The organism is Caloramator sp. CAR-1, from assembly GCF_030546345.1.
Lineage (GTDB): Bacteria > Bacillota > Clostridia > Clostridiales > Caloramatoraceae > Caloramator > Caloramator australicus.
Window position 1 is genome coordinate 12694 of sequence record NZ_JAUONW010000007.1, and the last position, 22264, is coordinate 34957.

General features: G+C 36.3%; 40 protein-coding genes and 1 tRNA gene. All 41 read right to left on the minus strand.

The window, feature by feature from the left end; all coding sequences use genetic code 11:
* Positions 1–92: 92 nt before the first annotated feature.
* The 41 genes from rpsI to sigH all read right to left on the minus strand — a co-directional run bounded on the left by rpsI (position 93) and on the right by sigH (position 22248).
* The gene (gene rpsI, locus Q3V94_RS01480) at positions 93–485 is read right to left on the minus strand and encodes a 30S ribosomal protein S9 (protein WP_008908545.1); all 393 of its coding nucleotides are present in this window, start codon (positions 483–485) and stop codon (positions 93–95) included.
* A 24-nt stretch (positions 486–509) separates the two neighbouring features.
* Complete coding sequence (gene rplM, locus Q3V94_RS01485) at positions 510–944, minus strand: 50S ribosomal protein L13 (RefSeq protein ID WP_274767136.1); 435 nt, start codon at positions 942–944, stop codon at positions 510–512.
* Positions 945–1054: 110 nt separating this feature from the next.
* Positions 1055–1789 carry a tRNA pseudouridine(38-40) synthase TruA gene (truA, locus tag Q3V94_RS01490; protein ID WP_303524755.1) on the minus strand — a complete coding sequence of 245 codons (735 nt, stop codon included), beginning with the start codon at positions 1787–1789 and terminating at the stop codon, positions 1055–1057.
* Complete coding sequence (locus tag Q3V94_RS01495; RefSeq protein ID WP_303524756.1) at positions 1786–2589, minus strand: energy-coupling factor transporter transmembrane protein EcfT; 804 nt, start codon at positions 2587–2589, stop codon at positions 1786–1788. Before Q3V94_RS01495 ends, truA begins: the two co-directional genes overlap by 4 nt.
* Positions 2586–3446, minus strand: coding sequence for an energy-coupling factor transporter ATPase (locus Q3V94_RS01500; protein WP_303524758.1), 861 nt, complete (start codon positions 3444–3446; stop codon positions 2586–2588). The genes Q3V94_RS01495 and Q3V94_RS01500 overlap by 4 nt, the downstream gene beginning before the upstream one ends.
* Complete coding sequence (locus Q3V94_RS01505) at positions 3431–4273, minus strand: energy-coupling factor transporter ATPase (protein ID WP_303524760.1); 843 nt, start codon at positions 4271–4273, stop codon at positions 3431–3433. Before Q3V94_RS01505 ends, Q3V94_RS01500 begins: the two co-directional genes overlap by 16 nt.
* Positions 4274–4345: 72 nt before the next feature.
* The gene (gene rplQ / locus Q3V94_RS01510) at positions 4346–4690 is read right to left on the minus strand and encodes a 50S ribosomal protein L17 (protein ID WP_040306110.1); all 345 of its coding nucleotides are present in this window, start codon (positions 4688–4690) and stop codon (positions 4346–4348) included.
* Positions 4691–4714: 24 nt separating this feature from the next.
* Positions 4715–5662 (minus strand): DNA-directed RNA polymerase subunit alpha, encoded by a 948-nt coding sequence (locus tag Q3V94_RS01515; protein WP_008908552.1) that lies wholly within the window; start codon positions 5660–5662, stop codon positions 4715–4717.
* A 58-nt stretch (positions 5663–5720) separates the two neighbouring features.
* Positions 5721–6341 (minus strand): 30S ribosomal protein S4, encoded by a 621-nt coding sequence (gene rpsD / locus Q3V94_RS01520; protein ID WP_008908553.1) that lies wholly within the window; start codon positions 6339–6341, stop codon positions 5721–5723.
* A gap of 18 nt (positions 6342–6359) precedes the next feature.
* Positions 6360–6758, minus strand: a complete 399-nt coding sequence (gene rpsK / locus Q3V94_RS01525) for a 30S ribosomal protein S11 (protein ID WP_008908554.1) — start codon at positions 6756–6758, stop codon at positions 6360–6362.
* Between the two features lie 17 nt (positions 6759–6775).
* Entirely contained in the window at positions 6776–7153 is a 378-nt protein-coding gene (gene rpsM / locus Q3V94_RS01530; protein WP_008908555.1) for a 30S ribosomal protein S13, read from the minus strand.
* Positions 7154–7234: 81 nt separating this feature from the next.
* Positions 7235–7348 (minus strand): 50S ribosomal protein L36, encoded by a 114-nt coding sequence (gene rpmJ, locus Q3V94_RS01535; RefSeq protein WP_008908556.1) that lies wholly within the window; start codon positions 7346–7348, stop codon positions 7235–7237.
* Positions 7349–7360: 12 nt separating this feature from the next.
* Complete coding sequence (gene infA / locus Q3V94_RS01540; RefSeq protein ID WP_057977873.1) at positions 7361–7579, minus strand: translation initiation factor IF-1; 219 nt, start codon at positions 7577–7579, stop codon at positions 7361–7363.
* Between the two features lie 17 nt (positions 7580–7596).
* Positions 7597–7866 (minus strand): KOW domain-containing RNA-binding protein, encoded by a 270-nt coding sequence (locus Q3V94_RS01545; protein WP_008908558.1) that lies wholly within the window; start codon positions 7864–7866, stop codon positions 7597–7599.
* 16 nt (positions 7867–7882) lie between these two features.
* On the minus strand, positions 7883–8629 hold the full coding sequence (gene map, locus Q3V94_RS01550) for a type I methionyl aminopeptidase (protein ID WP_303524764.1): 747 nt from the start codon (positions 8627–8629) through the stop codon (positions 7883–7885).
* A complete protein-coding gene (locus tag Q3V94_RS01555; protein WP_303524766.1) occupies positions 8626–9279 on the minus strand; it encodes an adenylate kinase in 654 nt (217 codons plus the stop codon). The genes map and Q3V94_RS01555 overlap by 4 nt, the downstream gene beginning before the upstream one ends.
* 24 nt (positions 9280–9303) lie before the next feature.
* On the minus strand, positions 9304–10578 hold the full coding sequence (gene secY / locus Q3V94_RS01560) for a preprotein translocase subunit SecY (RefSeq protein WP_274767135.1): 1275 nt from the start codon (positions 10576–10578) through the stop codon (positions 9304–9306).
* Position 10579: 1 nt separating this feature from the next.
* Positions 10580–11020: a 50S ribosomal protein L15 gene (rplO, locus tag Q3V94_RS01565; RefSeq protein WP_008908562.1), complete on the minus strand. Its 441-nt coding sequence runs from the start codon at positions 11018–11020 to the stop codon at positions 10580–10582.
* A 19-nt stretch (positions 11021–11039) separates the two neighbouring features.
* The gene (gene rpmD, locus Q3V94_RS01570) at positions 11040–11219 is read right to left on the minus strand and encodes a 50S ribosomal protein L30 (RefSeq protein ID WP_008908563.1); all 180 of its coding nucleotides are present in this window, start codon (positions 11217–11219) and stop codon (positions 11040–11042) included.
* A gap of 12 nt (positions 11220–11231) precedes the next feature.
* A complete protein-coding gene (gene rpsE, locus Q3V94_RS01575) occupies positions 11232–11732 on the minus strand; it encodes a 30S ribosomal protein S5 (protein WP_008908564.1) in 501 nt (166 codons plus the stop codon).
* A 19-nt stretch (positions 11733–11751) separates the two neighbouring features.
* Complete coding sequence (rplR, locus tag Q3V94_RS01580) at positions 11752–12120, minus strand: 50S ribosomal protein L18 (RefSeq protein ID WP_274767134.1); 369 nt, start codon at positions 12118–12120, stop codon at positions 11752–11754.
* 19 nt (positions 12121–12139) lie between these two features.
* Positions 12140–12682 (minus strand): 50S ribosomal protein L6, encoded by a 543-nt coding sequence (rplF, locus tag Q3V94_RS01585; RefSeq protein ID WP_008908566.1) that lies wholly within the window; start codon positions 12680–12682, stop codon positions 12140–12142.
* A 24-nt stretch (positions 12683–12706) separates the two neighbouring features.
* Positions 12707–13105: a 30S ribosomal protein S8 gene (rpsH, locus tag Q3V94_RS01590; protein WP_008908567.1), complete on the minus strand. Its 399-nt coding sequence runs from the start codon at positions 13103–13105 to the stop codon at positions 12707–12709.
* A gap of 28 nt (positions 13106–13133) precedes the next feature.
* Positions 13134–13319, minus strand: a complete 186-nt coding sequence (locus Q3V94_RS01595) for a type Z 30S ribosomal protein S14 (RefSeq protein WP_008908568.1) — start codon at positions 13317–13319, stop codon at positions 13134–13136.
* Between the two features lie 16 nt (positions 13320–13335).
* Positions 13336–13878: a 50S ribosomal protein L5 gene (gene rplE, locus Q3V94_RS01600; RefSeq protein WP_008908569.1), complete on the minus strand. Its 543-nt coding sequence runs from the start codon at positions 13876–13878 to the stop codon at positions 13336–13338.
* 22 nt (positions 13879–13900) lie between these two features.
* The gene (rplX, locus tag Q3V94_RS01605) at positions 13901–14218 is read right to left on the minus strand and encodes a 50S ribosomal protein L24 (protein WP_008908570.1); all 318 of its coding nucleotides are present in this window, start codon (positions 14216–14218) and stop codon (positions 13901–13903) included.
* Between the two features lie 15 nt (positions 14219–14233).
* Complete coding sequence (rplN, locus tag Q3V94_RS01610; RefSeq protein ID WP_008908571.1) at positions 14234–14602, minus strand: 50S ribosomal protein L14; 369 nt, start codon at positions 14600–14602, stop codon at positions 14234–14236.
* A gap of 24 nt (positions 14603–14626) precedes the next feature.
* Positions 14627–14881 carry a 30S ribosomal protein S17 gene (gene rpsQ / locus Q3V94_RS01615; protein WP_008908572.1) on the minus strand — a complete coding sequence of 85 codons (255 nt, stop codon included), beginning with the start codon at positions 14879–14881 and terminating at the stop codon, positions 14627–14629.
* A gap of 18 nt (positions 14882–14899) precedes the next feature.
* On the minus strand, positions 14900–15112 hold the full coding sequence (rpmC, locus tag Q3V94_RS01620) for a 50S ribosomal protein L29 (RefSeq protein WP_008908573.1): 213 nt from the start codon (positions 15110–15112) through the stop codon (positions 14900–14902).
* Complete coding sequence (gene rplP / locus Q3V94_RS01625) at positions 15102–15542, minus strand: 50S ribosomal protein L16 (RefSeq protein WP_008908574.1); 441 nt, start codon at positions 15540–15542, stop codon at positions 15102–15104. The genes rpmC and rplP overlap by 11 nt, the downstream gene beginning before the upstream one ends.
* Before the next feature lie 25 nt (positions 15543–15567).
* The gene (gene rpsC, locus Q3V94_RS01630) at positions 15568–16242 is read right to left on the minus strand and encodes a 30S ribosomal protein S3 (RefSeq protein WP_008908575.1); all 675 of its coding nucleotides are present in this window, start codon (positions 16240–16242) and stop codon (positions 15568–15570) included.
* Positions 16243–16261: 19 nt separating this feature from the next.
* Positions 16262–16606, minus strand: a complete 345-nt coding sequence (rplV, locus tag Q3V94_RS01635; protein WP_008908576.1) for a 50S ribosomal protein L22 — start codon at positions 16604–16606, stop codon at positions 16262–16264.
* 18 nt (positions 16607–16624) lie between these two features.
* Entirely contained in the window at positions 16625–16909 is a 285-nt protein-coding gene (rpsS, locus tag Q3V94_RS01640; RefSeq protein WP_008908577.1) for a 30S ribosomal protein S19, read from the minus strand.
* 74 nt (positions 16910–16983) lie between these two features.
* Positions 16984–17811 (minus strand): 50S ribosomal protein L2, encoded by an 828-nt coding sequence (rplB, locus tag Q3V94_RS01645; RefSeq protein ID WP_008908578.1) that lies wholly within the window; start codon positions 17809–17811, stop codon positions 16984–16986.
* A 63-nt stretch (positions 17812–17874) separates the two neighbouring features.
* Positions 17875–18174: a 50S ribosomal protein L23 gene (gene rplW / locus Q3V94_RS01650; RefSeq protein WP_008908579.1), complete on the minus strand. Its 300-nt coding sequence runs from the start codon at positions 18172–18174 to the stop codon at positions 17875–17877.
* Positions 18174–18794: a 50S ribosomal protein L4 gene (gene rplD, locus Q3V94_RS01655; RefSeq protein WP_008908580.1), complete on the minus strand. Its 621-nt coding sequence runs from the start codon at positions 18792–18794 to the stop codon at positions 18174–18176. The genes rplW and rplD overlap by 1 nt, the downstream gene beginning before the upstream one ends.
* Positions 18795–18817: 23 nt before the next feature.
* The gene (rplC, locus tag Q3V94_RS01660; protein WP_303524771.1) at positions 18818–19459 is read right to left on the minus strand and encodes a 50S ribosomal protein L3; all 642 of its coding nucleotides are present in this window, start codon (positions 19457–19459) and stop codon (positions 18818–18820) included.
* Positions 19460–19507: 48 nt separating this feature from the next.
* Positions 19508–19816 carry a 30S ribosomal protein S10 gene (gene rpsJ / locus Q3V94_RS01665; protein WP_008908582.1) on the minus strand — a complete coding sequence of 103 codons (309 nt, stop codon included), beginning with the start codon at positions 19814–19816 and terminating at the stop codon, positions 19508–19510.
* A 343-nt stretch (positions 19817–20159) separates the two neighbouring features.
* Positions 20160–21362: an elongation factor Tu gene (gene tuf / locus Q3V94_RS01670; protein ID WP_274767125.1), complete on the minus strand. Its 1203-nt coding sequence runs from the start codon at positions 21360–21362 to the stop codon at positions 20160–20162.
* Between the two features lie 83 nt (positions 21363–21445).
* Positions 21446–21521 (minus strand) — tRNA-Thr (locus Q3V94_RS01675).
* Between the two features lie 82 nt (positions 21522–21603).
* Positions 21604–22248: an RNA polymerase sporulation sigma factor SigH gene (gene sigH, locus Q3V94_RS01680; protein ID WP_008909778.1), complete on the minus strand. Its 645-nt coding sequence runs from the start codon at positions 22246–22248 to the stop codon at positions 21604–21606.
* Positions 22249–22264 lie beyond the last annotated feature (16 nt).

Sequence of the window (22264 nt, forward strand, 5' to 3'; positions counted from 1 at the left end):
TTAGGTTACTATATATTATGATTAAATGTCGATTTTCGACACATTCAGTTGAAAATGATAAAAAATAAAACCCTCCAAATGGAGGGTTTGTATTATCTCTTTGAGAATTGTGGTGCTCTTCTTGCCTTCTTTAAGCCGTATTTCTTTCTTTCTACCATTCTTGGGTCTCTTGTTAAGAAACCAGCCTTCTTTAATACAGGCTTTAAATCTGCGTCAGCTTGAACTAACGCTCTTGCAATACCATGTCTTATAGCACCTGCTTGGCCTGTAAATCCACCGCCATGAACGTTAACAAGAACATCGTATTTATTTAATGTTCCTGTTAAAACGAGTGGTTGCTTAACGATAACCTTTAAAGTTTCTAATCCAAAATAATCATCTAATGATCTTTTATTTATGATTATATTTCCTTCACCAGGAACTAATCTAACCCTTGCAACAGATGTCTTTCTTCTACCTGTTCCATAGTATTGAACTCTTTCCATCAGCGTATCCTCCCTTCAGGCTCATTAATACTTAAGTTCAAGAACTTCTGGCTTTTGTGCTTCGTGGTTGTGAGCTGCGCCTCTATAAACCTTTAACTTCTTGAACATTTGTCTTCCTAATCTTCCCTTTGGAAGCATTCTTCTAACCGCTTCTTCTATAGCAAGCTCTGGTTTTGTTTCAAGAAGCTTTCTGTAGGATATTTCCTTTAGTCCACCTGGATATAATGAGTGATGTCTGTAGAACTTTTGATCAAGTTTCTTTCCTGTTAAAGCAACCTTTTCAGCGTTTATAACTATAACATAGTCACCGCAATCAACGTTTGGAGTATAAATTGGCTTATGCTTTCCTCTTAAAATTGTAGCAATTTGGCTTGCAAGTCTTCCAAGAGTCTTATCTGTAGCATCAACTACATACCATTTTCTTTGAACTTCTTCCTTCTTTGCCATGTAAGTTTTCATCGTTTTCCCTCCCTAACTTTAATCCTAATTTATCTAAAAGGATCCGGGGCTAGTGGTCCTTTTTTGCGCATAATCACACTATTTTATTTTAATACAACTATCCTGGCGTGTCAATAGTATACTTTTTCTAAACATAAACCTTGTGCCGGTGCTGTAGGGCCAGCCTTTTTTCTATCTCTGCTATCAAGTATAAAAGGAATATCGTCAGGCTTAATTCTACCTTTCCCAACTTCTATTAAAGTTCCAGCAATAATCCTTACCATATTATATAAAAATCCGTTGGCTTCTATAAACATTTTTATAATATCTTCATCTTTAATCAATTCAAGCCTTTTAATAGTCCTTACATTTCCCTTGACTGAACTACCTGTGCTTTTGAAGGCGCTAAAATCATGTTCGCCTAAAAAATATTTAGATGCCCTAATCATGTCTTCAATATTAAGTTCATAAGGGATATGGGCTGAATAGTTCTTAAGTAAGGCCGATGGTATTTTTCTATTTAATATTGTATAGCTATATTTTTTACCTTTACTATTATATCTTGAATGAAAATCTAATGGAACTTCCTGTGAAGATAAAATAACGATATCATCAGGAAGAAAACTATTTATGGCATAACAGATTTTTTCAGGAGGGACTGTGGAACTTGTCAAAAAGTTAGCAACTTGTCCTTTTGCATGAACTCCTGCATCAGTTCTGCTTGAACCAATTATTTCTATTTTTTCTCCTGTTACTTTTTCTATTGCCTTTTCAATGGTCTCCTGAATTGATACTCCATTTTTCTGCCTTTGCCAACCACAATATCTCGTTCCATCATACTCTATAACTATCTTTATATTTTTCATCTCCATCGCCTACTTATTATACAAATTATAGAAAAAGCTATAAAAGCTGCAATTGCAATATAATCCCTTTTATTAGTCTTTAATTGTTTCATTCTTGTTCTATTTTCTCCGCCTCTATAACACCTTGCCTCCATTGCAAGAGCAAGTTCATCAGCCCTTCTAAAGGCACTTATAAATAAAGGCACTAAAACTGGAATTAAGTTTTTTGCCTTTTTAATTATACCGCCGGAATCAAAATCCGCCCCTCTTGCCATTTGAGCCTTCATAATTTTGTCTGTTTCGTCAAGAAGGGTTGGAATAAACCTTAAGGCTATCGTCATCATCATTGCAAGTTCATGGGCTGGAACTCCTATTTTTTTAAATGGATTAAGAAGTCTTTCTATCCCATCCGTCAATGAAATAGGTGATGTTGTAAGTGTTAAAACAGATGTTCCTATGATTAACAAAATCAATCTCATGGACATAAATAGTGCAAGATCTATCCCCTTGTCTGTAAAGGGTATTAAATTAAATAGCTTAAATATGACCTTTCCCGGAGTTAATGTCGCGTTTAGAACCGCAGTAAATATTATAAGCCAAATAACACCTTTTATACCATTGAATAAATATTTGATTGGTATTTTAGCTAGCATTACTACTAGTAAAGTAAAAGCTATAACCACTAAATATCCATAAAAATTGTTTATTAAAAAAATTAAAATGATATATAGAAAGGCTAATAGTATTTTCACCCTTGGATCAAGCTTATGAATGAAAGAATCCCCAGGAAGATATTGTCCGATAGTAATATCCTTAATCATATTTTTCTCTCCTTAAAAAGTCTTAATATCTCCCTTTTTGCTTCCTCTAAAGTTATAATATCTTCATTTATGTTAAAGCCCTTCTCTTTAAGTTTCTTTGCAAGATATTTAACTTGAGGAACAGATAAACCTATTCTTTCTAACATATCAATTTGATTAAAAACTTCCCTAGGGGAACCCTCTATTACTATTTTACCTTTGTCAAGAACTATTAATCTATCCGCAAGCTGAGCCACCTCATCCATACTATGGGTGACCATAATAATAGTCATTTTATATTCTTTGTGCATTCTTTTTATTTGTTTTAGGACCTCGTCCCTACCCTTTGGATCCAATCCTGCCGTAGGCTCATCAAGGATTAGGACCTTAGGCTCCATCGCCAAAACACCTGCTATTGCAACACGCCTTTTCTGACCCCCGCTTAATTCAAAGGGGGATCTGTCTTTATAAGTTTCATAGTCAAGTCCGACAAAATCCATTGCCCTTTTTACCCTTTTTTCTATTTCCTCATTGGTTAAACCCAAATTAGTCGGTCCAAAGGCAATGTCTTTGTAAACAGTCTCCTCAAACAGCTGATGTTCAGGATACTGAAATACTATTCCAACCTTTTGTCTTATGCTTTTTAAGCTTATCCCCTTATCAGTTATAGAAATATCATCTATATAAACCTTGCCAAAGGTAGGCTTTAAAAGTCCATTTAATTGCTGTATTAATGTTGATTTACCTGAACCTGTATGTCCTATTAAACCAACAAATTCCCCATCCTTAATCTCTAAATTTATATTGTCTAATGCCTTTTTTTCAAAGGGAGTATTAGGCATATAGACATATGTTAAATTTTCTACTTTAACTGGCATAAGGCATCCACCATCTCTTCAATAGTTAAAATATCTTCATTAATGTCTAACCCTTCTTTTCTTAAATCATGTGCTAGTTGCATCATCTGAGGCACATCAAGCCCAAGCTTTTTTAACAATGTTACCTTCTTAAAGACCTCCCGGGGTATCCCTTCAAGAACAACCTTGCCATCCGATATTACTACAACTCGATCAGCCTCAACTGCTTCCTCCATGAAATGAGTTATTAATACAATCGTAATTCCTTCTTCCTTATTTAATCTTTTTATCGTTTGAAGGACTTCCTTTCTTCCTGAAGGGTCAAGCATTGCAGTAGGTTCATCTAAAACTATACAGGATGGCTTCATTGCAAGGACTCCTGCTATAGCAACCCTTTGCTTTTGTCCTCCAGAAAGTAGGTGAGGTCCATGTTTTGCATAATCAATCATTTCAACAGCCTTTAGTGCATCATCAACTCTTTTTCTAATTTCTTCCGACGGAACCCCAAGGTTTTCAGGGCCAAATGCAACATCTTCTTCTACTATTGTTGCTACGATTTGATTATCAGGGTTTTGAAATACCATCCCAACTTTACTTCTTATATCCCATAAATGTTCGTTATCCCTAGTATCTATTCCTTCCACAATTACCCTTCCGTTATCAGGAAGTAAAATTGCATTAAAATGCTTAGCAAGGGTTGATTTCCCAGAACCGTTGTGTCCTATAATTGCTACAAATTCTCCTTTTTTTATCTCTAAATTTATACCCTCTAATGCAACAGTTTTAACTTCGTCATTAATATCTTTTTTATAAAAATAGTGCACATTTTCAACCTTTATCATTTCCATAAAATGCACCTTCTTTTAAAAATTAAGAAAAAGGGATTAAGTATTAAAATACTTAACTTAATCCCCTTAATATTACACGAGTTCTATTATAACCATTGGTGCAGAGTCGCCTCTTCTTGGTCCAAGTTTTAAAATTCTAGTGTATCCACCATTTCTTCCTTCATATTTCTTTGCTATTTCATCAAAAAGCTTTTTAACAACTTCTTCTTCTCTTATATATGCAAGAACTTGTCTTCTTGAATGTAAATCTCCTCTTTTTGCAAGAGTAATCATCTTTTCAGCAATGCTTCTTATTTCCTTAGCTTTAGCTTCTGTTGTGATTATTTTGCCGTCCTCTGACTTAAAGAAGCTTGTAACTAAGTTTCTTAGCATAGCTACTCTTTGATCAGTAGGACGACCTAATTTACGGTGCCCCATATACTTTGCCACTTTCTATCCCTCCTACTCCTCTGACTTCTTTAAGCTGAAACCAAGAGATTCTAATTTTTGTTGAACTTCTTCTAAAGATTTCTTTCCTAAATTTCTTACTCTCATTAGATCTTCTTCTGTCTTCTGAACAAGATCTCCTACTGTATTTATTCCTGCCCTCTTTAAGCAGTTAAATGCCCTTTGGGAAAGATCAAGTTCTTCAATTGTCATTTCCAATACTTTATCCTTCTTTTCGTCCTCTTTATCTATAAGGACTTCAACCTTATCAACTTGATCTGTAAGTGAAAGTAATATTCTAAAATGCTCTATTAAAAGCTTTGCTGAAAGGCTTATTGCATCATCTGGAGTCAATGTTCCATTTGTCCAAAGCTCTAATGTTAGTTTATCATAATCTGTTCTTTGCCCAACACGTGTATTTTCTACTACATAGTTAACCCTCTTAATTGGCGTATAAATTGAGTCTACTGGTATAACTCCAATAGTATGGGCTTGTTCTTTATTTCTTTCAGCTGGAACATATCCTCTTCCTTGATTTATTGTCATCTCTATATAAAGCCTTCCGCCTTCACTAACTGTAGCAATGTGATGATCCTTGTTTATAATTTCAACTGAACCATCACATTTTATATCTTTCCCTGTAACAACACATGGGCCAATTACATCTATAACAGCCGTTTTAGGAAATTCTCCTTCTGCCTTAATAGCTAGTCCTTTAACATTTAAAATGATTTCAACTACATCTTCCTTAACATTTGGAACAGTTGAAAATTCATGTAATACTCCATCTATCTTAATTGAAGTTACTGCTGCGCCTGGCAATGAAGAAAGAAGAACTCTTCTCATTGCATTGCCAAGCGTAGTTCCATAACCTCTTTCAAGTGGTTCTATAACATACTTAGCGTAATTATTGACATCGTCACGCTCAATGCACTCAACTTTTGGTTTTTCAATATCAAACATTAACGAACCCTCCTTTTGATAACTTTAAACACCGAGGGCAACTGATTCTAATTAATCATTACTTGCTGTAAAGCTCAACTATTAATGTTTCATTTACAGGAATATCGATATCTTCTCTTTGTGGTAATGCTGTTACTTGGCCTTCCATTTTTTCTTTGTCAACAGTTAGCCATTTTGGTGTTGTTGTTGCAACTTCCTGTAAAGACTTGAACTTTTCTAAATTCTTGCTACCTTCTTTTACTGCTATTACGTCATTTACTCTAACTTGATATGAAGGAATTGTTACCTTCTTGCCATTTACTGTAAAATGGCCATGTCTTACAAGCTGTCTTGCTTCTGCTCTTGAACCAGCAAAACCAAGTCTAAACACAACATTGTCAAGTCTCATTTCAAGAAGTCTTAAAAGGTTTTCACCGGCAATACCCTTTTGTCTTTCAGCTTCTTCATAGTATTTTCTAAATTGTGACTCTAAAACTCCATAAATTCTCTTTGCCTTTTGCTTTTCTCTTAATTGTAAACCATAGTTAGTTAGCTTTTTCTTATTATGACCATGCTGACCAGGAGCATATGGTCTTCTAACTATAGCACATTTATCTGAATAGCATCTATCTCCTTTAAGATATAGCTTAACTCCTTCTCTTCTGCATAGTTTGCAGGATGGTCCTGTATATCTAGCCATTTATTACACCTCCTATAATCAGACTCTTCTTCTCTTTGGTGGTCTACATCCGTTATGTGGAATTGGAGTTACGTCCTTTATAAGGCTAACTTCTAAACCTGCAGCTTGAAGTGCTCTTATAGCAGCTTCTCTACCTGCACCAGGTCCTTTAACATATACTTCAACAGTCTTCATGCCATGTTCAATAGCAGTTTTTGCAGCTGTTTCAGCTGCCATTTGTGCTGCAAATGGAGTGCTCTTTCTTGAGCCTCTGAATCCAAGTGCACCAGCACTTGACCACGCAATTGCATTACCATTAACATCTGTTATTGTAACTATTGTATTATTGAAAGTTGATTTGATGTGAGCTGCGCCACGATCAACATGCTTACGTTCTCTTCTCTTTCTAACTTTCTTACCTTTAGCCTGTGCTGCCATTCATCGTCCCTCCTTTATTATTTTCCTGCCTTTTTCTTTCCACCAATTGTTCTTCTTGGTCCCTTTCTTGTTCTAGCATTTGTTCTTGTTCTTTGACCTCTAACTGGTAATCCTCTTCTATGTCTTAATCCTCTATAGCAACCAATTTCCATTAATCTCTTGATATTTAAAGCTATTTCTCTTCTTAAATCACCTTCGACAGTGAAGTTCTTATCGATGTATTCTCTGAGCTTTGCTACTTCTTCTTCTGTAAGGTCCTTAACTCTTGTATCTGGATTGATACCAGTTTCTTGCAATATCTTGTTTGCACTTGGTCTTCCAATACCATAAATGTAAGTTAGGGCTATCTCAATACGTTTTTCTCTTGGCAAGTCAACACCTGCAATTCTAGCCATTGTATTTTTACACCTCCTGTAAACTGATTAAAACTTTATATATATATCACCGAGCCTTCGGTGCAGCCGCGTTCAAAGTCATTAACCTTGTTTTTGCTTATGCTTTGGATTTTCACATATAACCATTATTCTTCCATGTCTTTTAATTACTTTGCATTTTTCGCAAATTGGTTTTACTGATGGTCTAACCTTCATGGCTATCCCTCCTTACTTTCCTCTCCAAATTATTCTACCACGATTTAAATCGTATGGTGATACTTCAACTGTAACTTTGTCTCCAGGAAGAATTTTAATAAAATTCATCCTAAGCTTTCCAGATATATGAGCTAAAATAACATGCCCATTTTCTAATTCTACCTTAAACATCGCATTTGGTAAAGCTTCAATTACAGTCCCCTGTAATTCGATAACATCGTCCTTCGACATAAGGTGGACACACCTCCTTATAATAACCCCATTGACTGCAGCGCTTTTCTTAAATCTGAATCCTTTATTTTCTTATTTAATTGAAAGGCCTCCTGAATATCCTTAGCAATCCAGTCGTGAAAAACTAAATGCTTAATTTTTTTCTTCTTAGGCCTTTCAATTTTTCTTAAGTCTCCATCTGCAATAAGGACATAATTTTCATCCACAATTCCTACCACGATGAAATATCGTCCCTTATCCCTACCTGCCCTGGAGTGAACTATTTGTCCAAGGGCAATACCTTCCATAAAATCCACCTCTATTTTATATTATTGTCAATATTTCAGGTCCATTTTCAAGTATTGCAATTGTATTTTCATAATGTGCCGATAATTTTTTATCTGCAGTTACCACTGTCCACCCATCATCTAATTCAATTACTGCAAAAGTTCCCATATTCACCATAGGCTCTATAGCTAAAACCATACCTACTGCCAATTTTGGTCCTCTTCCAGCTTTGCCATAATTGGGCACTGGTGGTTCCTCATGCAGTTCTTTTCCAATGCCGTGGCCAACATAATCTCTAACAACAGAATAGCCATTTGATTCAACAAATGTCTGAATAGCATTGGATATATCTCCAATTCTATTTCCAGCCCTGGCATATTTAATGCCTTCATAAAAACTCTTCTCTGTTATATCAATTAGCCTTTTAGCTTCCTCTGAGATATGACCAACGGCAAAGGTCCTTGCTGCATCACTGTGGAAACCCTCATAAAAAACTCCGCAGTCAATGCTTATAATGTCGCCCTCTTTTAAAATTCTATCACTGGGTATCCCGTGAACTACTTCTTCATTTATTGAAGTGCAAAGGCTTCCGGGATACCCGTAATATCCTTTAAAAGAAGGTTTTGCACCATGACTAATAATAAATTCTTCTGCGAATTTATCAAGTTCCTTTGTCGTTATGCCTGGTCTAATTTGCTTTTCTAATAAGTTTAATAGTTCAGCAACAATTCTACCAGACCTTCTTATTTTATCAACTTCACTTTTTGATTTTAAATAAATCATTTAGGTTCTCTCCCTAATGCTATGCATATATCTTCAAAAACCTTTGCTATGTCCTGATATCCATCAATATTTCGAAGCAAACCTTTCTTACCATAATATTCCACTATAGGTTCAGTTTGTCTTCGATATACTTCTAATCTCTCATTAACCGTTTCAATTGAATCGTCATCCCTTTGAATAAGCTTTGAAGAACAATAGTCGCAGATGCCTTCCACCTTTGGTGGATTAGTCTCAACATTGAAACTTGCACCACAGTTTAGGCAAACTCTTCTACCTGAAAGTCTTCTTTTTAAAACATCTGTTGGAACAATTATGTTTATTGCAGCGTCAAGTTTTAAACCTCGACTCTTTAGAAATTCTTCTAAGGCATCTGCCTGTCTTACAGTTCTTGGAAAACCATCAAGCAAAAAACCATTCATACAATCTTGCTGATTTAATCTTTCTAGGCATATCTCTATAGTTATATCGTCTGGAACCAATTGCCCATTATCGATATATTCCTTCGCCTTTAAACCTATATGGGTTTTCTCTGCAATATTCTTTCTAAAGATATCCCCCGTTGATATATGAGGTATATTGAAGGCCTTGACTATGTTTTTTGCTTGAGTCCCCTTACCAGCACCAGGAGGGCCAAGCAAAATCAATCTCATTTATATACATACCTCCAAACCAAATTATTTAAGGAATCCTTCATAATGTCTCATTGATAGTTGAGCTGTTAGTTGCTTATTTAATTCAAGTGCAACACCTACAACTATCAATAAAGCTGTTCCACCAAACTGAATATTACCAAGATGTGTTACATGTTGTAATACAATTGGTAAAACTGCAACTAATGACGCAAAGAAACCACCAATTACAGTCATTCTATTTATAATTCTTGTTAAATACTCTTCAGTTGGCTTTCCAGGTCTTAATCCTGGGATAAAACCACCACTCTTTTGTAGGTTTTGTGCAACTTCATCTGGCTTAAATGTAACCGATGTATAGAACCAAGTAAAGAATATAATTAAGAAAATATATACAATTGGATAAACCCATCCCTTTGGACTTAAAAAGCCTGAATTAAATAGAGTATAAACCGGATGAGTTGGCTCTAAAGTCAATTGAGTAATTATTTGTGGAAATTGCAATACTGATATTGCAAAAATTATCGCTATTACTCCAGCTGAATTTAAGTTGATTGGAATATGTGTGCTCTGTCCTCCGTATGTCCTCATTCCAACTTTTCTTTGAGCATACTGCACAGGAATTCTTCTTTCTCCAAGGTCCATTGCAACGACTCCAGCTATAACAAGAACTGCAAAGGCTAAGAATAATATTACTTCGATATAATTTGCAGTTCCTCCCTTTATAGCAACTCCTATAGAATAACCCATAGTTGGTATTCTAGCAAGAATTCCCGCAAAGATTATCATGGATGAGCCGTTTCCTATACCGTATTCAGTAATCTTTTCTCCAAGCCACATAACAAATGTGGTTCCTGCGGTTAAAGTTATCATTATTAACAATATCTGTCCCCATGAATTATCTAATAAAGCTCCATTGTTTCTTAAATATAGTGCAATACTAAAGGATTGAATTAGAGCAAAAACAACAGTTCCGTATCTTGTATATTCTGCAATCTTCTTTCTTCCCTCTTCACCTTGCTTTGAAAGTTCTTCAAGCCTTGGAATAGCTATTACAAGAAGGCTGAAGATAATTGAAGAGTTAATATATGGAACAATACCCATTGCAAATATACTAAATTCCTTAAAAGCACCGCCTGAAATTATATCTAAGAATCCAAAGAGTAACCCTTGGTCTACAAGTTGCTTTAATTGATCAAGGTTAATTCCAGGCACGGGAATAAAAACTCCCGCCCTGTATACCATGAGGACAAATATAGTAAAGAGAATTCTTCTCCTTAAATCCGGAATACTGAACGCATTACGTAAGGTTTTTAACATATTAAATCACCTCTATCTTGCCTCCGGCAGCTTCTATCTTTTTAACAGCTGATTCGCTGAACTTATGAGCCTTTACTGTTAAAGCCTTCTCTAAATTACCATTGCCAAGAACTTTAACTCCGTCCATAAGCTTTCTTATTATTTTCTTTTCTAATAGAAGTTCTGGAGTAACAACTGTTCCTGCTTCGAATTTATTTAAATCTTCAACATTAACTTCTGCATATTCCTTTGCAAATATATTTGTAAAGCCTCTCTTTGGAAGTCTTCTTTGAAGTGGCATTTGACCGCCTTCAAATCCTGGTCTTACTCCGCCACCTGATCTAGAAGTTTGGCCCTTTTGGCCTCTACCTGCAGTCTTACCTTGACCAGTTGCAGTTCCTCTACCCTTTCTTTTTGGCTCCTTTCTTGTTCCGGGAGCTGGTCTTAACTCATGTAGCTTCATTTAAAGCACCTCCCTCGTATTATACTTCTTCTACCTTTAGCATGTATTTAACCTTATTTACCATACCTCTTATTTGAGGAGTATCTTCATGCTCAACAGTTCTACCTATCTTTGTTAAGCCGAGGGCTCTTACTGTAGCTCTGTGATCGGGCTTTTTGCCGATTGTGCTTCTTACAAGTGTAATTCTTAGCTTACCCACGGTCTTCCCCTCCTAACCTAAAATCTCTTCTACTGTCTTGCCTCTGAGCCTTGCTATTTCTTCTGGAGTCTTAAGTTTCATTAAAGCATCCATAGTTGCATTAACCATATTTCTTGCATTATTTGAACCAAGTGACTTTGCTCTAACGTCCTTTATACCTGCAAGTTCAAGAACCGCACGAACAGGACCACCAGCTATAATACCTGTTCCTTCTGGAGCTGGCATTAATAATACTTTTCCTGCTCCAAACTCACCAATCATTTCATGTGGAATAGTAGTTTCGTATCTTGCAACCTTTATAAGATGCTTCTTTGCATCTTCTATTGCCTTTCTTATTGCATCTGGAACTTCAGCAGCTTTACCTGTTCCGACTCCTACATATCCATCTTCGTTTCCAACAACTACAAGAGCGCTAAATCTGAAGTTTCTACCACCCTTAACAACTTTAGCAACTCTATTTATATAAACAACTTTTTCCTTAAGCCCTTTAATCTTGCTTGGATCTATTCTCATCTATTTCCCTCCTTCTCCATTAGAAGTCAAGGCCTGCTTCTCTAGCGCCTTCAGCAAGTTCTTTTACTCTTCCATGATAAATATATCCGCCTCTATCGAAAACAACCTTTGTAATACCCTTTTCTAATGCTCTCTTTGCTATAAGCTTTCCAACTTCCCTTGCAGCTTCTTTGTTGCTACCTGCTGCAATCTTATCTCTTAATTCCTTATCCAAAGTTGAAGCTGCAACCAAAGTTACTCCAAGCTCATCGTTTATAATTTGTGCATACATATGCTTTTCGCTTCTATATACATTTAATCTTGGGCGTTCAGCTGTTCCAAAAACCTTTTTACGAACTCTTAAATGTCTTCTCATTCTTTGTTCGTTTCTGGATGGCTTACTAAACATCAAAGCTCACTCCTTTCTATTACTTCTTACCAGTCTTTCCTTCCTTACGTCTGATTACTTCGTCGATATACTTAATTCCCTTTCCTTTGTATGGTTCTGGTTCTCTAACGCTTCTGATTCTTGCTGCAACCTGACCAACAAGTTCCTTGTCGATTCCCTTTACAACTATTTGGTTTGCAGCAGGAACATCAAATTCTATTCCTTCAACAGCATCTATTTCAACAGGATGTGAATATCCAACTGTTAAAACAAGTTTCTTTCCTTGCTTTGCTGCTCTGTAACCAACACCAACAAGTTCAAGTGTCTTTTGATATCCTTCTGTAACACCAACAACCATATTCTTTATAAGAGCTCTTGTTAAACCGTGAAGTGCTCTTATTTCCTTTTCATCGTTTGGTCTTGTTACTACAATCTTACCATCTTCAACAGCGATATTTATTTTTTTGCTCATTTGCTTTGTAAGTGTGCCCTTTGGCCCTTTAACTGTTACTAAATTGTCGTCGCTAACTGTAACAGTAACGCCTTGAGGTATAACTACAGGAAGTCTACCTACTCTTGACATGACTGCACCTCCTATTCTTCAAAATTACCAAATGTAGCAGATAACTTCTCCACCTATTCCTTCTTTTCTTGCTTGTTTGTCTGTCATAATTCCTTTTGATGTTGAAAGAATTGCTATTCCGAGTCCTCCAAGAACCTTTGGAACATTATCCTTTTGAGCGTAAACTCTTAATCCTGGCTTTGAAATTCTTCTTATACCTGAAATTACTCTTTCCTTATTTGGACCATATTTCATTGTAAGCTTAAGCATTGGAACAGAACCGTCTTGATACTCTTCCATTGCCGCTAGATATCCTTCTTCAACCATTATCTCTGCAATCCTCTTCTTTATCTTTGAGGCAGGAACTTCAACATATTCGTGTCTTACTATATTTGCATTTCTGATACGAGTTAGCATATCAGCAATTGGGTCAGTCATAACCATAATTTCTGGCCTCCTTTCAACTTATATATTACCAACTTGCCTTCTTGCAACCTGGAATTTCACCTTTATAAGCTAGTTCTCTAAAGCATATTCTGCAAACGCCGAACTTTCTAAGAACTGCGTGTGGTCTTCCACATATTCTACATCTTGTATATGCTCTTGTTGAGAACTTTGGTTTTCTTTGCCACTTTGCAATCATTGCCTTACGTGCCACGGAACTCCCTCCTTTTTTATTGAGCGAATGGCATTCCTAATAATCTTAATAACTCTCTAGCTTCTTCATCTGTCTTTGCTGTAGTTACAAAGATTATGTCCATTCCTCTTACCTTTTCTACCTTATCATATTCAATTTCTGGGAATATTAATTGTTCCTTTATACCAAGTGCATAATTTCCTCTTCCATCGAATGCCTTATTTGAAACTCCCTTGAAGTCTCTAACTCTTGGAAGTGCAACGTTAATTAACTTATCAACAAACTCATACATTCTTGTTCCTCTTAATGTAACTTTACATCCAATTGGCATTCCTTCTCTGATCTTGAAGTTTGATACTGACTTTTTAGCTCTTGTAACAACTGCCTTTTGTCCTGCAATTGTTGTTAAATCATTTACAGCTGCTTCTAAAAGCTTTGGATTATCCTTTGCATCGCCAACTCCCATATTTATAACGACTTTTTCAAGTCTTGGAACTTCCATTATGCTTTTGTATCCAAACTTTTCACGTAAAGCTGGAACAACTTCCTTTTCATACTTTTCCTTTAGTCTTGGAACCATTTAGTTAACCTCCTTTCAAGGTTTAGAATGTCTCGTTGCAGTGTTTGCAAACTCTAACCTTTGATCCATCTTCTAAGAATTTATGTGCAATTCTTGTTGGCTTATTGCACTTTGTGCAGTAAAGCATAACATTTGACGCATGTATTGGTGCTTCTTGCTTTATTATTCCACCTTGTCTATTTGCCATGTTTGGTCTTACATGCTTTGAAACTATATTAACTCCCTTAACGATTACTCTATTCTTTTCTGGGAATACCTTTAAAACTTCACCTTTTTTTCCTTTATCCTTACCAGAGATTACTAGAACTGTATCTCCTCTTTTAACATGAACCTTAGGCATTTAGGCCACCTCCCTTTATAATACCTCTGGTGCAAGTGAAAGAATCTTTGTAAATTCTTTTTCTCTTAATTCTCTTGCTACAGGTCCGAAAATTCTTGTTCCTCTTGGAGTCTTATCTTCCTTGATGATAACTGCAGCGTTTTCATCGAATCTTATATAAGTTCCATCTGGTCTTCTTACACCTTTAACTGATCTTACTATAACTGCCTTAACTACGTCTCCTTTTTTAACAACACCTCCGGGTGTTGCACTCTTAACGCTAGCTACTATTATGTCTCCTATATTTGCATATCTTCTATTTGAACCGCCAAGAACTCTGATACACATAAGTTCTTTAGCACCAGTGTTGTCAGCAACCTTTAATCTTGTTTGTGGTTGTATCATAAATTAAACCTCCTTTCAGAGAAATTATTTTGCTCTCTCGATTATTTCAACAAGTCTCCATCTCTTTTCCTTGCTAAGAGGTCTTGTTTCCATGATCTTTACGATATCACCGATCTTAGCTTCATTGTTTTCATCATGAGCCTTAAACTTAGTAGTTCTCTTTACTGTTTTGCCGTAGAGTGGGTGACGAACAAGCTTTTCTACAGCAACAACTATTGTCTTATCCATTTTATCTGAAACTACTTTTCCTATTCTAACCTTTCTAAGTCCTCTTTCCACAGGCTATACCTCCCTTCATTATCTGCCCATAGCCTTAAGTTCTTTCTCTCTCATTATTGTCTTAAGTTGTGCAATTGATTTCTTAACTTCCCTAATTCTCATTGGGTTTTCAAGTTGACCAGTAGCATGTTGAAATCTCAAATTAAAAAGTTCTGCCTTTAGCTCTATTATTCTCTTTTGAATTTCTTCAGCTGTTGCTTCTCTCATTGCCTTTAATTCATTAGCCTTCATTTACTTCACCACCCATCTCAAAGTCACTTTTTGTTACAAACTTTGATTTAACAGGAAGTTTATGTGATGCAAGTCTCATCGCTTCTCTTGCTACTTCTTCATTAACTCCGCTTAACTCAAACATGATTCTTCCTGGCTTAACAACTGCTACCCAGTATTCTGGTGAACCTTTACCTGAACCCATACGTGTTTCAGCAGGTTTCTTTGTAACTGGCTTATCTGGGAATATCTTTATCCAGAGCTTTCCGCCTCTTTTTATATATCTATTGATTGCAATTCTTGCTGCTTCTATTTGGTTGCTTGTTACCCAGCCTGGTTCAGTTGCAACCAAACCGTAATCGCCGTAAGCAAGAGTGTTACCTCTTGTTGCCTTACCCTTCATTCTTCCACGTTGAACCTTACGATGCTTAACTCTTTTTGGCATTAACATGTCCAATTCCTCCTTCCCAATTCCATTATTCGTTAGCAGCCTCTGTTGTCTCAGTTACCTGTGGTCTTCTCTTTCCAAGAACTTCTCCCTTATATATCCAAACTTTAACACCTATCTTGCCATAAGTTGTATGAGCTTCAGCAAATCCGTAATCTATATCAGCTCTTAATGTTTGAAGTGGAATAGTTCCTTCATGGTATCCTTCTGTTCTTGCCATTTCAGCACCGCCAAGTCTTCCTGAAACTGCAGTCTTGATACCCTTTATTCCAAATCTCATAGCTCTTGATATAGCTTGCTTCATTGCCTTTCTAAAGGAAACTCTCTTTTCGATTTGTGCTGCTATGTTTTCAGCAACAAGCTGTGCATCTATTTCTGGATTCTTAATTTCAACTATGTTTATAAGGATGTTCTTTCCTGTCATCTTTTCAATTTGTGCCTTTAATTCTTCAACACCTTGGCCACCTTTACCAATAACTATACCTGGCTTTGCAGTGTGAATGTTGATTCTTACTTTATTAGCAGTTCTTTCAATCACTACTCTTGAAATGCCTGCTTGATAGTATTTATTCTTTATAAACTTTCTTATTTTGTTGTCTTCAATTAGAAGATCAGCAAAATGCTTATCATCGGCATACCATTTAGCATCCCAATCCTTAATTATACCTACTCTTAATCCATGTGGATTTACTTTTTGACCCACGCGATGACCCTCCTTCCGGTTATGCTCTTTCCTTTAATACCACTGTTATGTGGCTTGTTCTTTTCTTTATTTCAAATGCTCTACCTTGTGCATGTGGTTGATATCTCTTTAGTGTTGGTCCTTGATTTGCATAAATTTCTGCGATATAAAGCTTTGATACATCCATGTTGTGATTGTTTTCAGCATTTGCAATAGCTGATTTTAAAACCTTCTCAACTATTGGAGCTGCTGCTCTTGGAGTAAGCTTTAAGATTGATAAAGCTTCACCAACGTTCTTACCTCTTATAAGATCTATAACAACTTGAACTTTTCTTGGTGATATTCTAACATATCTTGCATGGGCTTTAGCTACTTTTGCCTCCATCGAAGCACCCTCCCTTCATTACTTCTTAACCTTTGATGACTTTTCTGTATCGTCATGTCCTTTAAATGTTCTTGTTGGTGCAAATTCACCTAACTTATGTCCAATCATATCTTCTGTTATATAAACAGGAACATGCTTTCTTCCGTCATAAACTGCAATTGTATGTCCTATCATTTGTGGAAGTATAGTTGATCTTCTTGACCAAGTCTTTATAACCTTCTTTTCACCTGCTTTATTCATTTCAACAATTTTCTTTAACAAATGATCATCACAGAAAGGTCCCTTTTTTAATGATCTACCCAACTTTGTTTCCTCCCTTCTAGGTTATTTAGGAAGCAGAGCATATAAGGCACGCCTTATATTTCTGCTCCCTTAAATTACTTTCTTTTCTTAACGATGAATTTATCTGAGTATTTCTTATTCTTTCTTGTCTTGTATCCAAGAGTTGGTTTACCCCATGGTGTAAGTGGTCCTGGATGACCGATTGGAGCCTTACCTTCACCACCACCGTGTGGATGGTCAACTGGGTTCATTGCAGAACCTCTTACAGTTGGTCTTATACCCATATGTCTCTTTCTTCCTGCTTTACCAATTCTAACAAGTTCATGACTTAAGTTACCAACGATACCAACTGTAGCCCTACAATCAAGTCTTATAAGTCTTATTTCTCCGGATGGTAGTCTTACATGAGCGTAATCTCCTTCTTTTGCAAGAAGCTGTGCTGTTCCACCAGCTGCTCTAACAAGCTGACCACCTTTTCCAGGATATAATTCAATATTATGAATGAAAGTACCAACTGGTATATTTCTTAATGGTAGTGCATTACCTACTTTAATATCAACATTTTCACCAGACATTACAATGTCTCCAACCTTTAATTCGTTTGGAGCGATGATGTATCTCTTTTCTCCATCTGCATAAGCTAAAAGTGCGATGAAGGCTGATCTATTTGGATCGTATTCTATTGCAGTAACTTTAGCTGGTATGTTATCCTTATTTCTCTTGAAATCGATAATTCTGTATTTTATTTTATATCCGCCACCTCTGTGACGAACAGTAATTCTACCTTGGTTATTTCTTCCTGAATTCTTCTTTAAAGTTATAACCAATGACTTCTCAGGTTCCTTTTTAGTTATCTCTGAATAGTCAAGAACTGACATATTTCTTCTACCTGGAGAAGTTGGTTTATATACTTTGATTCCCATTTCTTTCCCTCCTTCGTCTCGCTTATCTGGCCCATAGCCAATAACGCTTTATTTTATATCTTATTAGGCACCAAATCCTTCAAAGAATTCAATTCCTTTGCTGTCTGCTGTAAGCTTAACAATTGCCTTCTTGTAATCTGGTCTCTTTCCAAAATTAAATCCTACTCTCTTTTTCTTTCCTTGGTAGTTAATTGTCTTAACTGATTCAACCTTAACACCAAAAATTTGTTCAATAGCATCCTTTATCATTGACTTATTTGCATCAGGATGCACGAGGAAAGTGTATTGTCTTAAAGCCATTTGATTCATTGATTTTTCAGTTATTATTGGTCTTATGATAATATCATAATTTGTAAGCTTCATTATGCATACACCTCCTCAATCAATCTTGCAGCATCCTGAGTAACTATAAACTTGTCATACTTTAATATATCATAAACGTTTAAGTTGTTAACAGGAATAACATGTGCATTTTCAATGTTTCTAACTGACTTGTAGATAACTTCATCTGATTCCTTAACAACTATTAATGTCTTGTTGGCATTAAACTTCTTTAACATTTCAGCTATTGTCTTAGTTTTTGGAGCATCTAATGTTAATTTATCAAGAACAATAATTTGATTTTCAGCAACCTTTGAAGAAAGCGCTGACTTTAATGCAACCCTCTTAAGCTTCTTTGGTAATGTATAGCTGTAATCTCTTGGCTTTGGTGCAAATACAATACCACCGTGTCTCCATTGTGGTGATCTGATAGAACCATGTCTTGCTCTACCTGTTCCCTTTTGTCTCCATGGCTTCTTTCCACCACCAGAAACTTCTGCTCTTGTTAATGCTGATTGAGTTCCTTGTCTTCTATTTGCAAGGATATTTACAACTACCTGATGCATTGCCTCTTTGTTTATTGGAGCGCCAAAAACTGCATCAGAAAGCTCAATTTCACCAACTTTTTCAGCATTCATATTAAATAAATCTACCTTAGGCATCCTACATCCTCCTTTCCTCTGTGTTATGCCTTCTTAACTGCCTTAACAGAATCTCTAATTATTACAAGACCCTTCTTTGGACCTGGAACAGCACCCTTTACAAGGATTACATTCTTTTCTGGGTCAACCTTTACAACTTCAAGATTTAATATTGTTGACTTTTCTGCTCCCATATGTCCTGGCATCTTCTTACCCTTGAAGGTTCTTGATGGGAATGATGAAGCACCCATTGAACCAACCCTTCTATGATACTTTGAACCGTGGGACATTGGTCCTCTGTTTGCATTCCATCTCTTTATAACGCCTTGGAATCCTTTTCCCTTTGAAGTTCCAGTTACGTCAACCTTTTCTCCCTCATCAAATATATCAACCTTGATTTCGCTTCCTACTTCATAAGCACTAACATCTTCAAGTCTTAATTCTTTTAAGAATCTCTTTGGAGCTATATTTGCCTTAGCAAAGTGTCCTTTTTCTGGCTTATTTACAAGCTTTTCTCTTATATCTTCAAAACCAACTTGAATAGCATTGTATCCATCTGTTTCAACTGTCTTCTTTTGAACTACAACACATGGACCTGCCTGAATTACTGTTACTGGAACGACCTTACCATCTTCTGTGAATATTTGTGTCATTCCTAATTTTCTTCCTAATATTGCTTTTTTCATCTTGGCACCTCCTTAAATATTAGCGGAATGCTTAAAGCATTCATAATATTAGAGCTTAATTTCAATATCAACACCAGCTGGTAAATCCAATCTCATAAGAGCATCAACAGTTTTTTGAGTTGGGTTCAATATGTCGATAAGTCTCTTGTGAGTTCTTATTTCGAACTGTTCTCTTGAGTCCTTATACTTATGAACCGCTCTTAATATTGTGATAACATCCTTTTCAGTTGGAAGTGGAACTGGTCCTGATACTGAAGCTCCAGTTTTCTTTGCTGTTTCTACTATCTTTTGAGCTGATGAATCTAGTAGATTATGATCGAAAGCCTTAAGCTTAATTCTGATTTTTTGTTTTGCCATTTTCTTACCCTCCTTTTCATCGCACGCTTTGTTTTTTCACGCACGACAACGGTAGCTTAACACACACATCCGGGTGTATCATTGTTTTGTCTACACTTAACTACCTTTGTCGCCCGATTCTTTGATCAGACATACTCAGCAAGAATTCCCCGAAGTCCGGCAACCTCTTGCTTCATCGCATATTTTCGTATTACAACTCTTATATTTTACAATATTATTTTAAAATTGACAAGACCTTTATAGATATTTTTTATTTAAAAAATCCATAAAAATTAGGGGTAGCCCCTAAAAATTTTTATAAAGATATATTATGAGGTTATCCAAGCGGATAACCTCATATAAATTATTCAAAAATCTTAGCAACAACACCAGCGCCTACTGTTCTTCCACCTTCTCTGATGGCGAATCTTAATCCTTCTTCCATCGCGATTGGTGTTATAAGTTCAACTTCCATGTTGATGTGGTCGCCTGGCATGCACATTTCTACTCCTTCTGGTAACTTGATTGTTCCTGTTACGTCTGTTGTTCTGAAGTAGAATTGTGGTCTGTATCCATTGAAGAATGGAGTATGTCTTCCTCCTTCTTCCTTCTTTAATACGTATACTTGACCTTCAAACTTCTTGTGTGGGTTTACTGAACCTGGCTTCGCAAGAACTTGACCTCTTTCTATTTCGTCTCTGTTTACTCCTCTTAATAGTGCTCCTATGTTGTCTCCTGCTTCTGCCATGTCAAGAACCTTTCTGAACATTTCTACTCCTGTTACTACTGTCTTCTTCTTTTCATCTGTTAATCCTACGATTTCTACTTCGTCTCCTACCTTCAATACTCCTCTTTCTACTCTTCCTGTTGCAACTGTTCCTCTTCCTGTGATTGTAAATACGTCTTCTACTGGCATTAAGAATGGCTTATCCTTATCTCTTTGTGGTGTTGGAATGTAGCTGTCTACTGTATCCATTAGCTTAAGTATCTTTCCGCACCATTCGCAGTCTCTGCTTCCGCATCCGCATTCAAGTGCCTTTAATGCTGATCCTACTACGATTGGTGTGTCGTCTCCTGGGAATTCATATTGATTTAATAGGTCTCTAATTTCCATTTCAACAAGGTCGATAAGTTCTGGGTCGTCTACCATGTCTGCCTTGTTTAGGAATACTACAATGTATGGAACGCCTACCTGTCTTGCAAGTAGTATGTGTTCTCTTGTCTGTGGCATTGGACCGTCTGCTGCACTTACAACTAAGATCGCTCCGTCCATTTGCGCTGCACCTGTAATCATGTTCTTTACGTAGTCAGCGTGACCTGGACAGTCAACGTGTGCATAGTGTCTTGTTTCTGTTTCGTATTCAACGTGTGCTGTGTTGATTGTTATTCCTCTTTCCTTTTCTTCTGGTGCCTTATCTATTTCGTCGTATCTTGTTGCTTGTGCTCTTCCATACTTTGATAATACAAATGTTATCGCTGCTGTTAATGTTGTCTTACCATGGTCAACGTGTCCTATTGTCCCTATGTTTACGTGTGGCTTGGTTCTCTCAAAATGCGCCTTTGCCATTTTTCAATCCTCCTTTTCCTATGTTGTAACTTTTTTAACGGCTATTAACCGTTGAAAACTTATCCTGGTGTATCATAATACCCTGGAGCCCATGATCGGGATTGAACCGACGACCTCCACCTTACCAAGGTGACGCTCTGCCTACTGAGCTACATGGGCAAAAAAGGGTAATTAAAATACTACCGATTATTTATTTTACACCGAAGAAAAAAAGATGTCAATATATTAATTTATCTTAATTTTATTCCTTTTCTGTTAATAATTTTTCAAGTTTTCTTTTTACCCTTTGCAGTGCATTATCGATGGATTTTGCATGTCTATCTAAATCACATGCTATTTCTTGATATGATTTTCCCTTTAAATAGCATTTTAATACTTCTATTTCAAGATCACTTAAGGATTCCCTCATCTTCTTCTCAATCTTTTTTCTTTCTTCCTTGCTTATTATAACTTCTTCAGGGTCTGATATATGTAAGCTCGATAAAACATCTATTAAAGTCCTTTCAGATTCTTCATCAAAAACCGGCTTATTTAGAGACAAATAGCAGTTTAAGGGAACATGCTTTTGCCTTGTAGCAGCTTTAATTGCTGTAATGATTTGCCTTGTAACACAAAGCTCTGCAAAAGCTCTAAAGGAGGATAACTTGTCGTTTTTATAATCCCTAATGGCCTTAAATAGGCCTATCATACCTTCTTGAAATATATCCTCTTTATCTGCTCCAATTAAAAAATAGGACTTTGTTTTAGCCTTTACGTAATTTATGTACTTGTTTATTAAATATTCTTCGGCACTTTTATTGCCTTCCTGAGCCATAGCAACTATTTCTTCATCCAACATGTTCTCAAAATCAAAAGCTCTTACTGTTGCCCCCCTTGACGTTTGCAATGGTATCCCCCCAGAC

Bases quoted from the DNA above. Each gene is read 5' to 3' on its own strand.
- rpsI (WP_008908545.1), bottom strand. From the start codon at position 485: ATGGAAAGAGTTCAATACTATGGAACAGGTAGAAGAAAGACATCTGTT.
- rplM (WP_274767136.1), bottom strand. From the start codon at position 944: ATGAAAACTTACATGGCAAAGAAGGAAGAAGTTCAAAGAAAATGGTAT.
- truA (WP_303524755.1), bottom strand. From the start codon at position 1,789: ATGAAAAATATAAAGATAGTTATAGAGTATGATGGAACGAGATATTGT.
- Q3V94_RS01495 (WP_303524756.1), bottom strand. From the start codon at position 2,589: ATGATTAAGGATATTACTATCGGACAATATCTTCCTGGGGATTCTTTC.
- Q3V94_RS01500 (WP_303524758.1), bottom strand. From the start codon at position 3,446: ATGCCAGTTAAAGTAGAAAATTTAACATATGTCTATATGCCTAATACT.
- Q3V94_RS01505 (WP_303524760.1), bottom strand. From the start codon at position 4,273: ATGGAAATGATAAAGGTTGAAAATGTGCACTATTTTTATAAAAAAGAT.
- rplQ (WP_040306110.1), bottom strand. From the start codon at position 4,690: ATGGGGCACCGTAAATTAGGTCGTCCTACTGATCAAAGAGTAGCTATG.
- Q3V94_RS01515 (WP_008908552.1), bottom strand. From the start codon at position 5,662: ATGTTTGATATTGAAAAACCAAAAGTTGAGTGCATTGAGCGTGACGAT.
- rpsD (WP_008908553.1), bottom strand. From the start codon at position 6,341: ATGGCTAGATATACAGGACCATCCTGCAAACTATGCAGAAGAGAAGGA.
- rpsK (WP_008908554.1), bottom strand. From the start codon at position 6,758: ATGGCAGCACAGGCTAAAGGTAAGAAAGTTAGAAAGAGAAGAGAACGT.
- rpsM (WP_008908555.1), bottom strand. From the start codon at position 7,153: ATGGCTAGAATTGCAGGTGTTGACTTGCCAAGAGAAAAACGTATTGAG.
- rpmJ (WP_008908556.1), bottom strand. From the start codon at position 7,348: ATGAAGGTTAGACCATCAGTAAAACCAATTTGCGAAAAATGCAAAGTA.
- infA (WP_057977873.1), bottom strand. From the start codon at position 7,579: ATGTCGAAGGACGATGTTATCGAATTACAGGGGACTGTAATTGAAGCT.
- Q3V94_RS01545 (WP_008908558.1), bottom strand. From the start codon at position 7,866: ATGGAAGGTATTGCCCTTGGACAAATAGTTCACTCCAGGGCAGGTAGG.
- map (WP_303524764.1), bottom strand. From the start codon at position 8,629: ATGATTTATTTAAAATCAAAAAGTGAAGTTGATAAAATAAGAAGGTCT.
- Q3V94_RS01555 (WP_303524766.1), bottom strand. From the start codon at position 9,279: ATGAGATTGATTTTGCTTGGCCCTCCTGGTGCTGGTAAGGGGACTCAA.
- secY (WP_274767135.1), bottom strand. From the start codon at position 10,578: ATGTTAAAAACCTTACGTAATGCGTTCAGTATTCCGGATTTAAGGAGA.
- rplO (WP_008908562.1), bottom strand. From the start codon at position 11,020: ATGAAGCTACATGAGTTAAGACCAGCTCCCGGAACAAGAAAGGAGCCA.
- rpsE (WP_008908564.1), bottom strand. From the start codon at position 11,732: ATGAGAATAGATCCAAGCAAGATTAAAGGGCTTAAGGAAAAAGTTGTT.
- rplR (WP_274767134.1), bottom strand. From the start codon at position 12,120: ATGTTTAGTAAGCCATCCAGAAACGAACAAAGAATGAGAAGACATTTA.
- rplF (WP_008908566.1), bottom strand. From the start codon at position 12,682: ATGTCAAGAGTAGGTAGACTTCCTGTAGTTATACCTCAAGGCGTTACT.
- rpsH (WP_008908567.1), bottom strand. From the start codon at position 13,105: ATGGTTATGACTGACCCAATTGCTGATATGCTAACTCGTATCAGAAAT.
- rplE (WP_008908569.1), bottom strand. From the start codon at position 13,878: ATGGTTCCAAGACTAAAGGAAAAGTATGAAAAGGAAGTTGTTCCAGCT.
- rplX (WP_008908570.1), bottom strand. From the start codon at position 14,218: ATGCCTAAGGTTCATGTTAAAAGAGGAGATACAGTTCTAGTAATCTCT.
- rplN (WP_008908571.1), bottom strand. From the start codon at position 14,602: ATGATACAACCACAAACAAGATTAAAGGTTGCTGACAACACTGGTGCT.
- rpmC (WP_008908573.1), bottom strand. From the start codon at position 15,112: ATGAAGGCTAATGAATTAAAGGCAATGAGAGAAGCAACAGCTGAAGAA.
- rplP (WP_008908574.1), bottom strand. From the start codon at position 15,542: ATGTTAATGCCAAAAAGAGTTAAGCATCGTAAGGTTCAACGTGGAAGA.
- rplV (WP_008908576.1), bottom strand. From the start codon at position 16,606: ATGGAGGCAAAAGTAGCTAAAGCCCATGCAAGATATGTTAGAATATCA.
- rplB (WP_008908578.1), bottom strand. From the start codon at position 17,811: ATGGGAATCAAAGTATATAAACCAACTTCTCCAGGTAGAAGAAATATG.
- rplW (WP_008908579.1), bottom strand. From the start codon at position 18,174: ATGAAGCTTACAAATTATGATATTATCATAAGACCAATAATAACTGAA.
- rplD (WP_008908580.1), bottom strand. From the start codon at position 18,794: ATGCCTAAGGTAGATTTATTTAATATGAATGCTGAAAAAGTTGGTGAA.
- rplC (WP_303524771.1), bottom strand. From the start codon at position 19,459: ATGAAAAAAGCAATATTAGGAAGAAAATTAGGAATGACACAAATATTC.
- rpsJ (WP_008908582.1), bottom strand. From the start codon at position 19,816: ATGGCAAAACAAAAAATCAGAATTAAGCTTAAGGCTTTCGATCATAAT.
- tuf (WP_274767125.1), bottom strand. From the start codon at position 21,362: ATGGCAAAGGCGCATTTTGAGAGAACCAAGCCACACGTAAACATAGGG.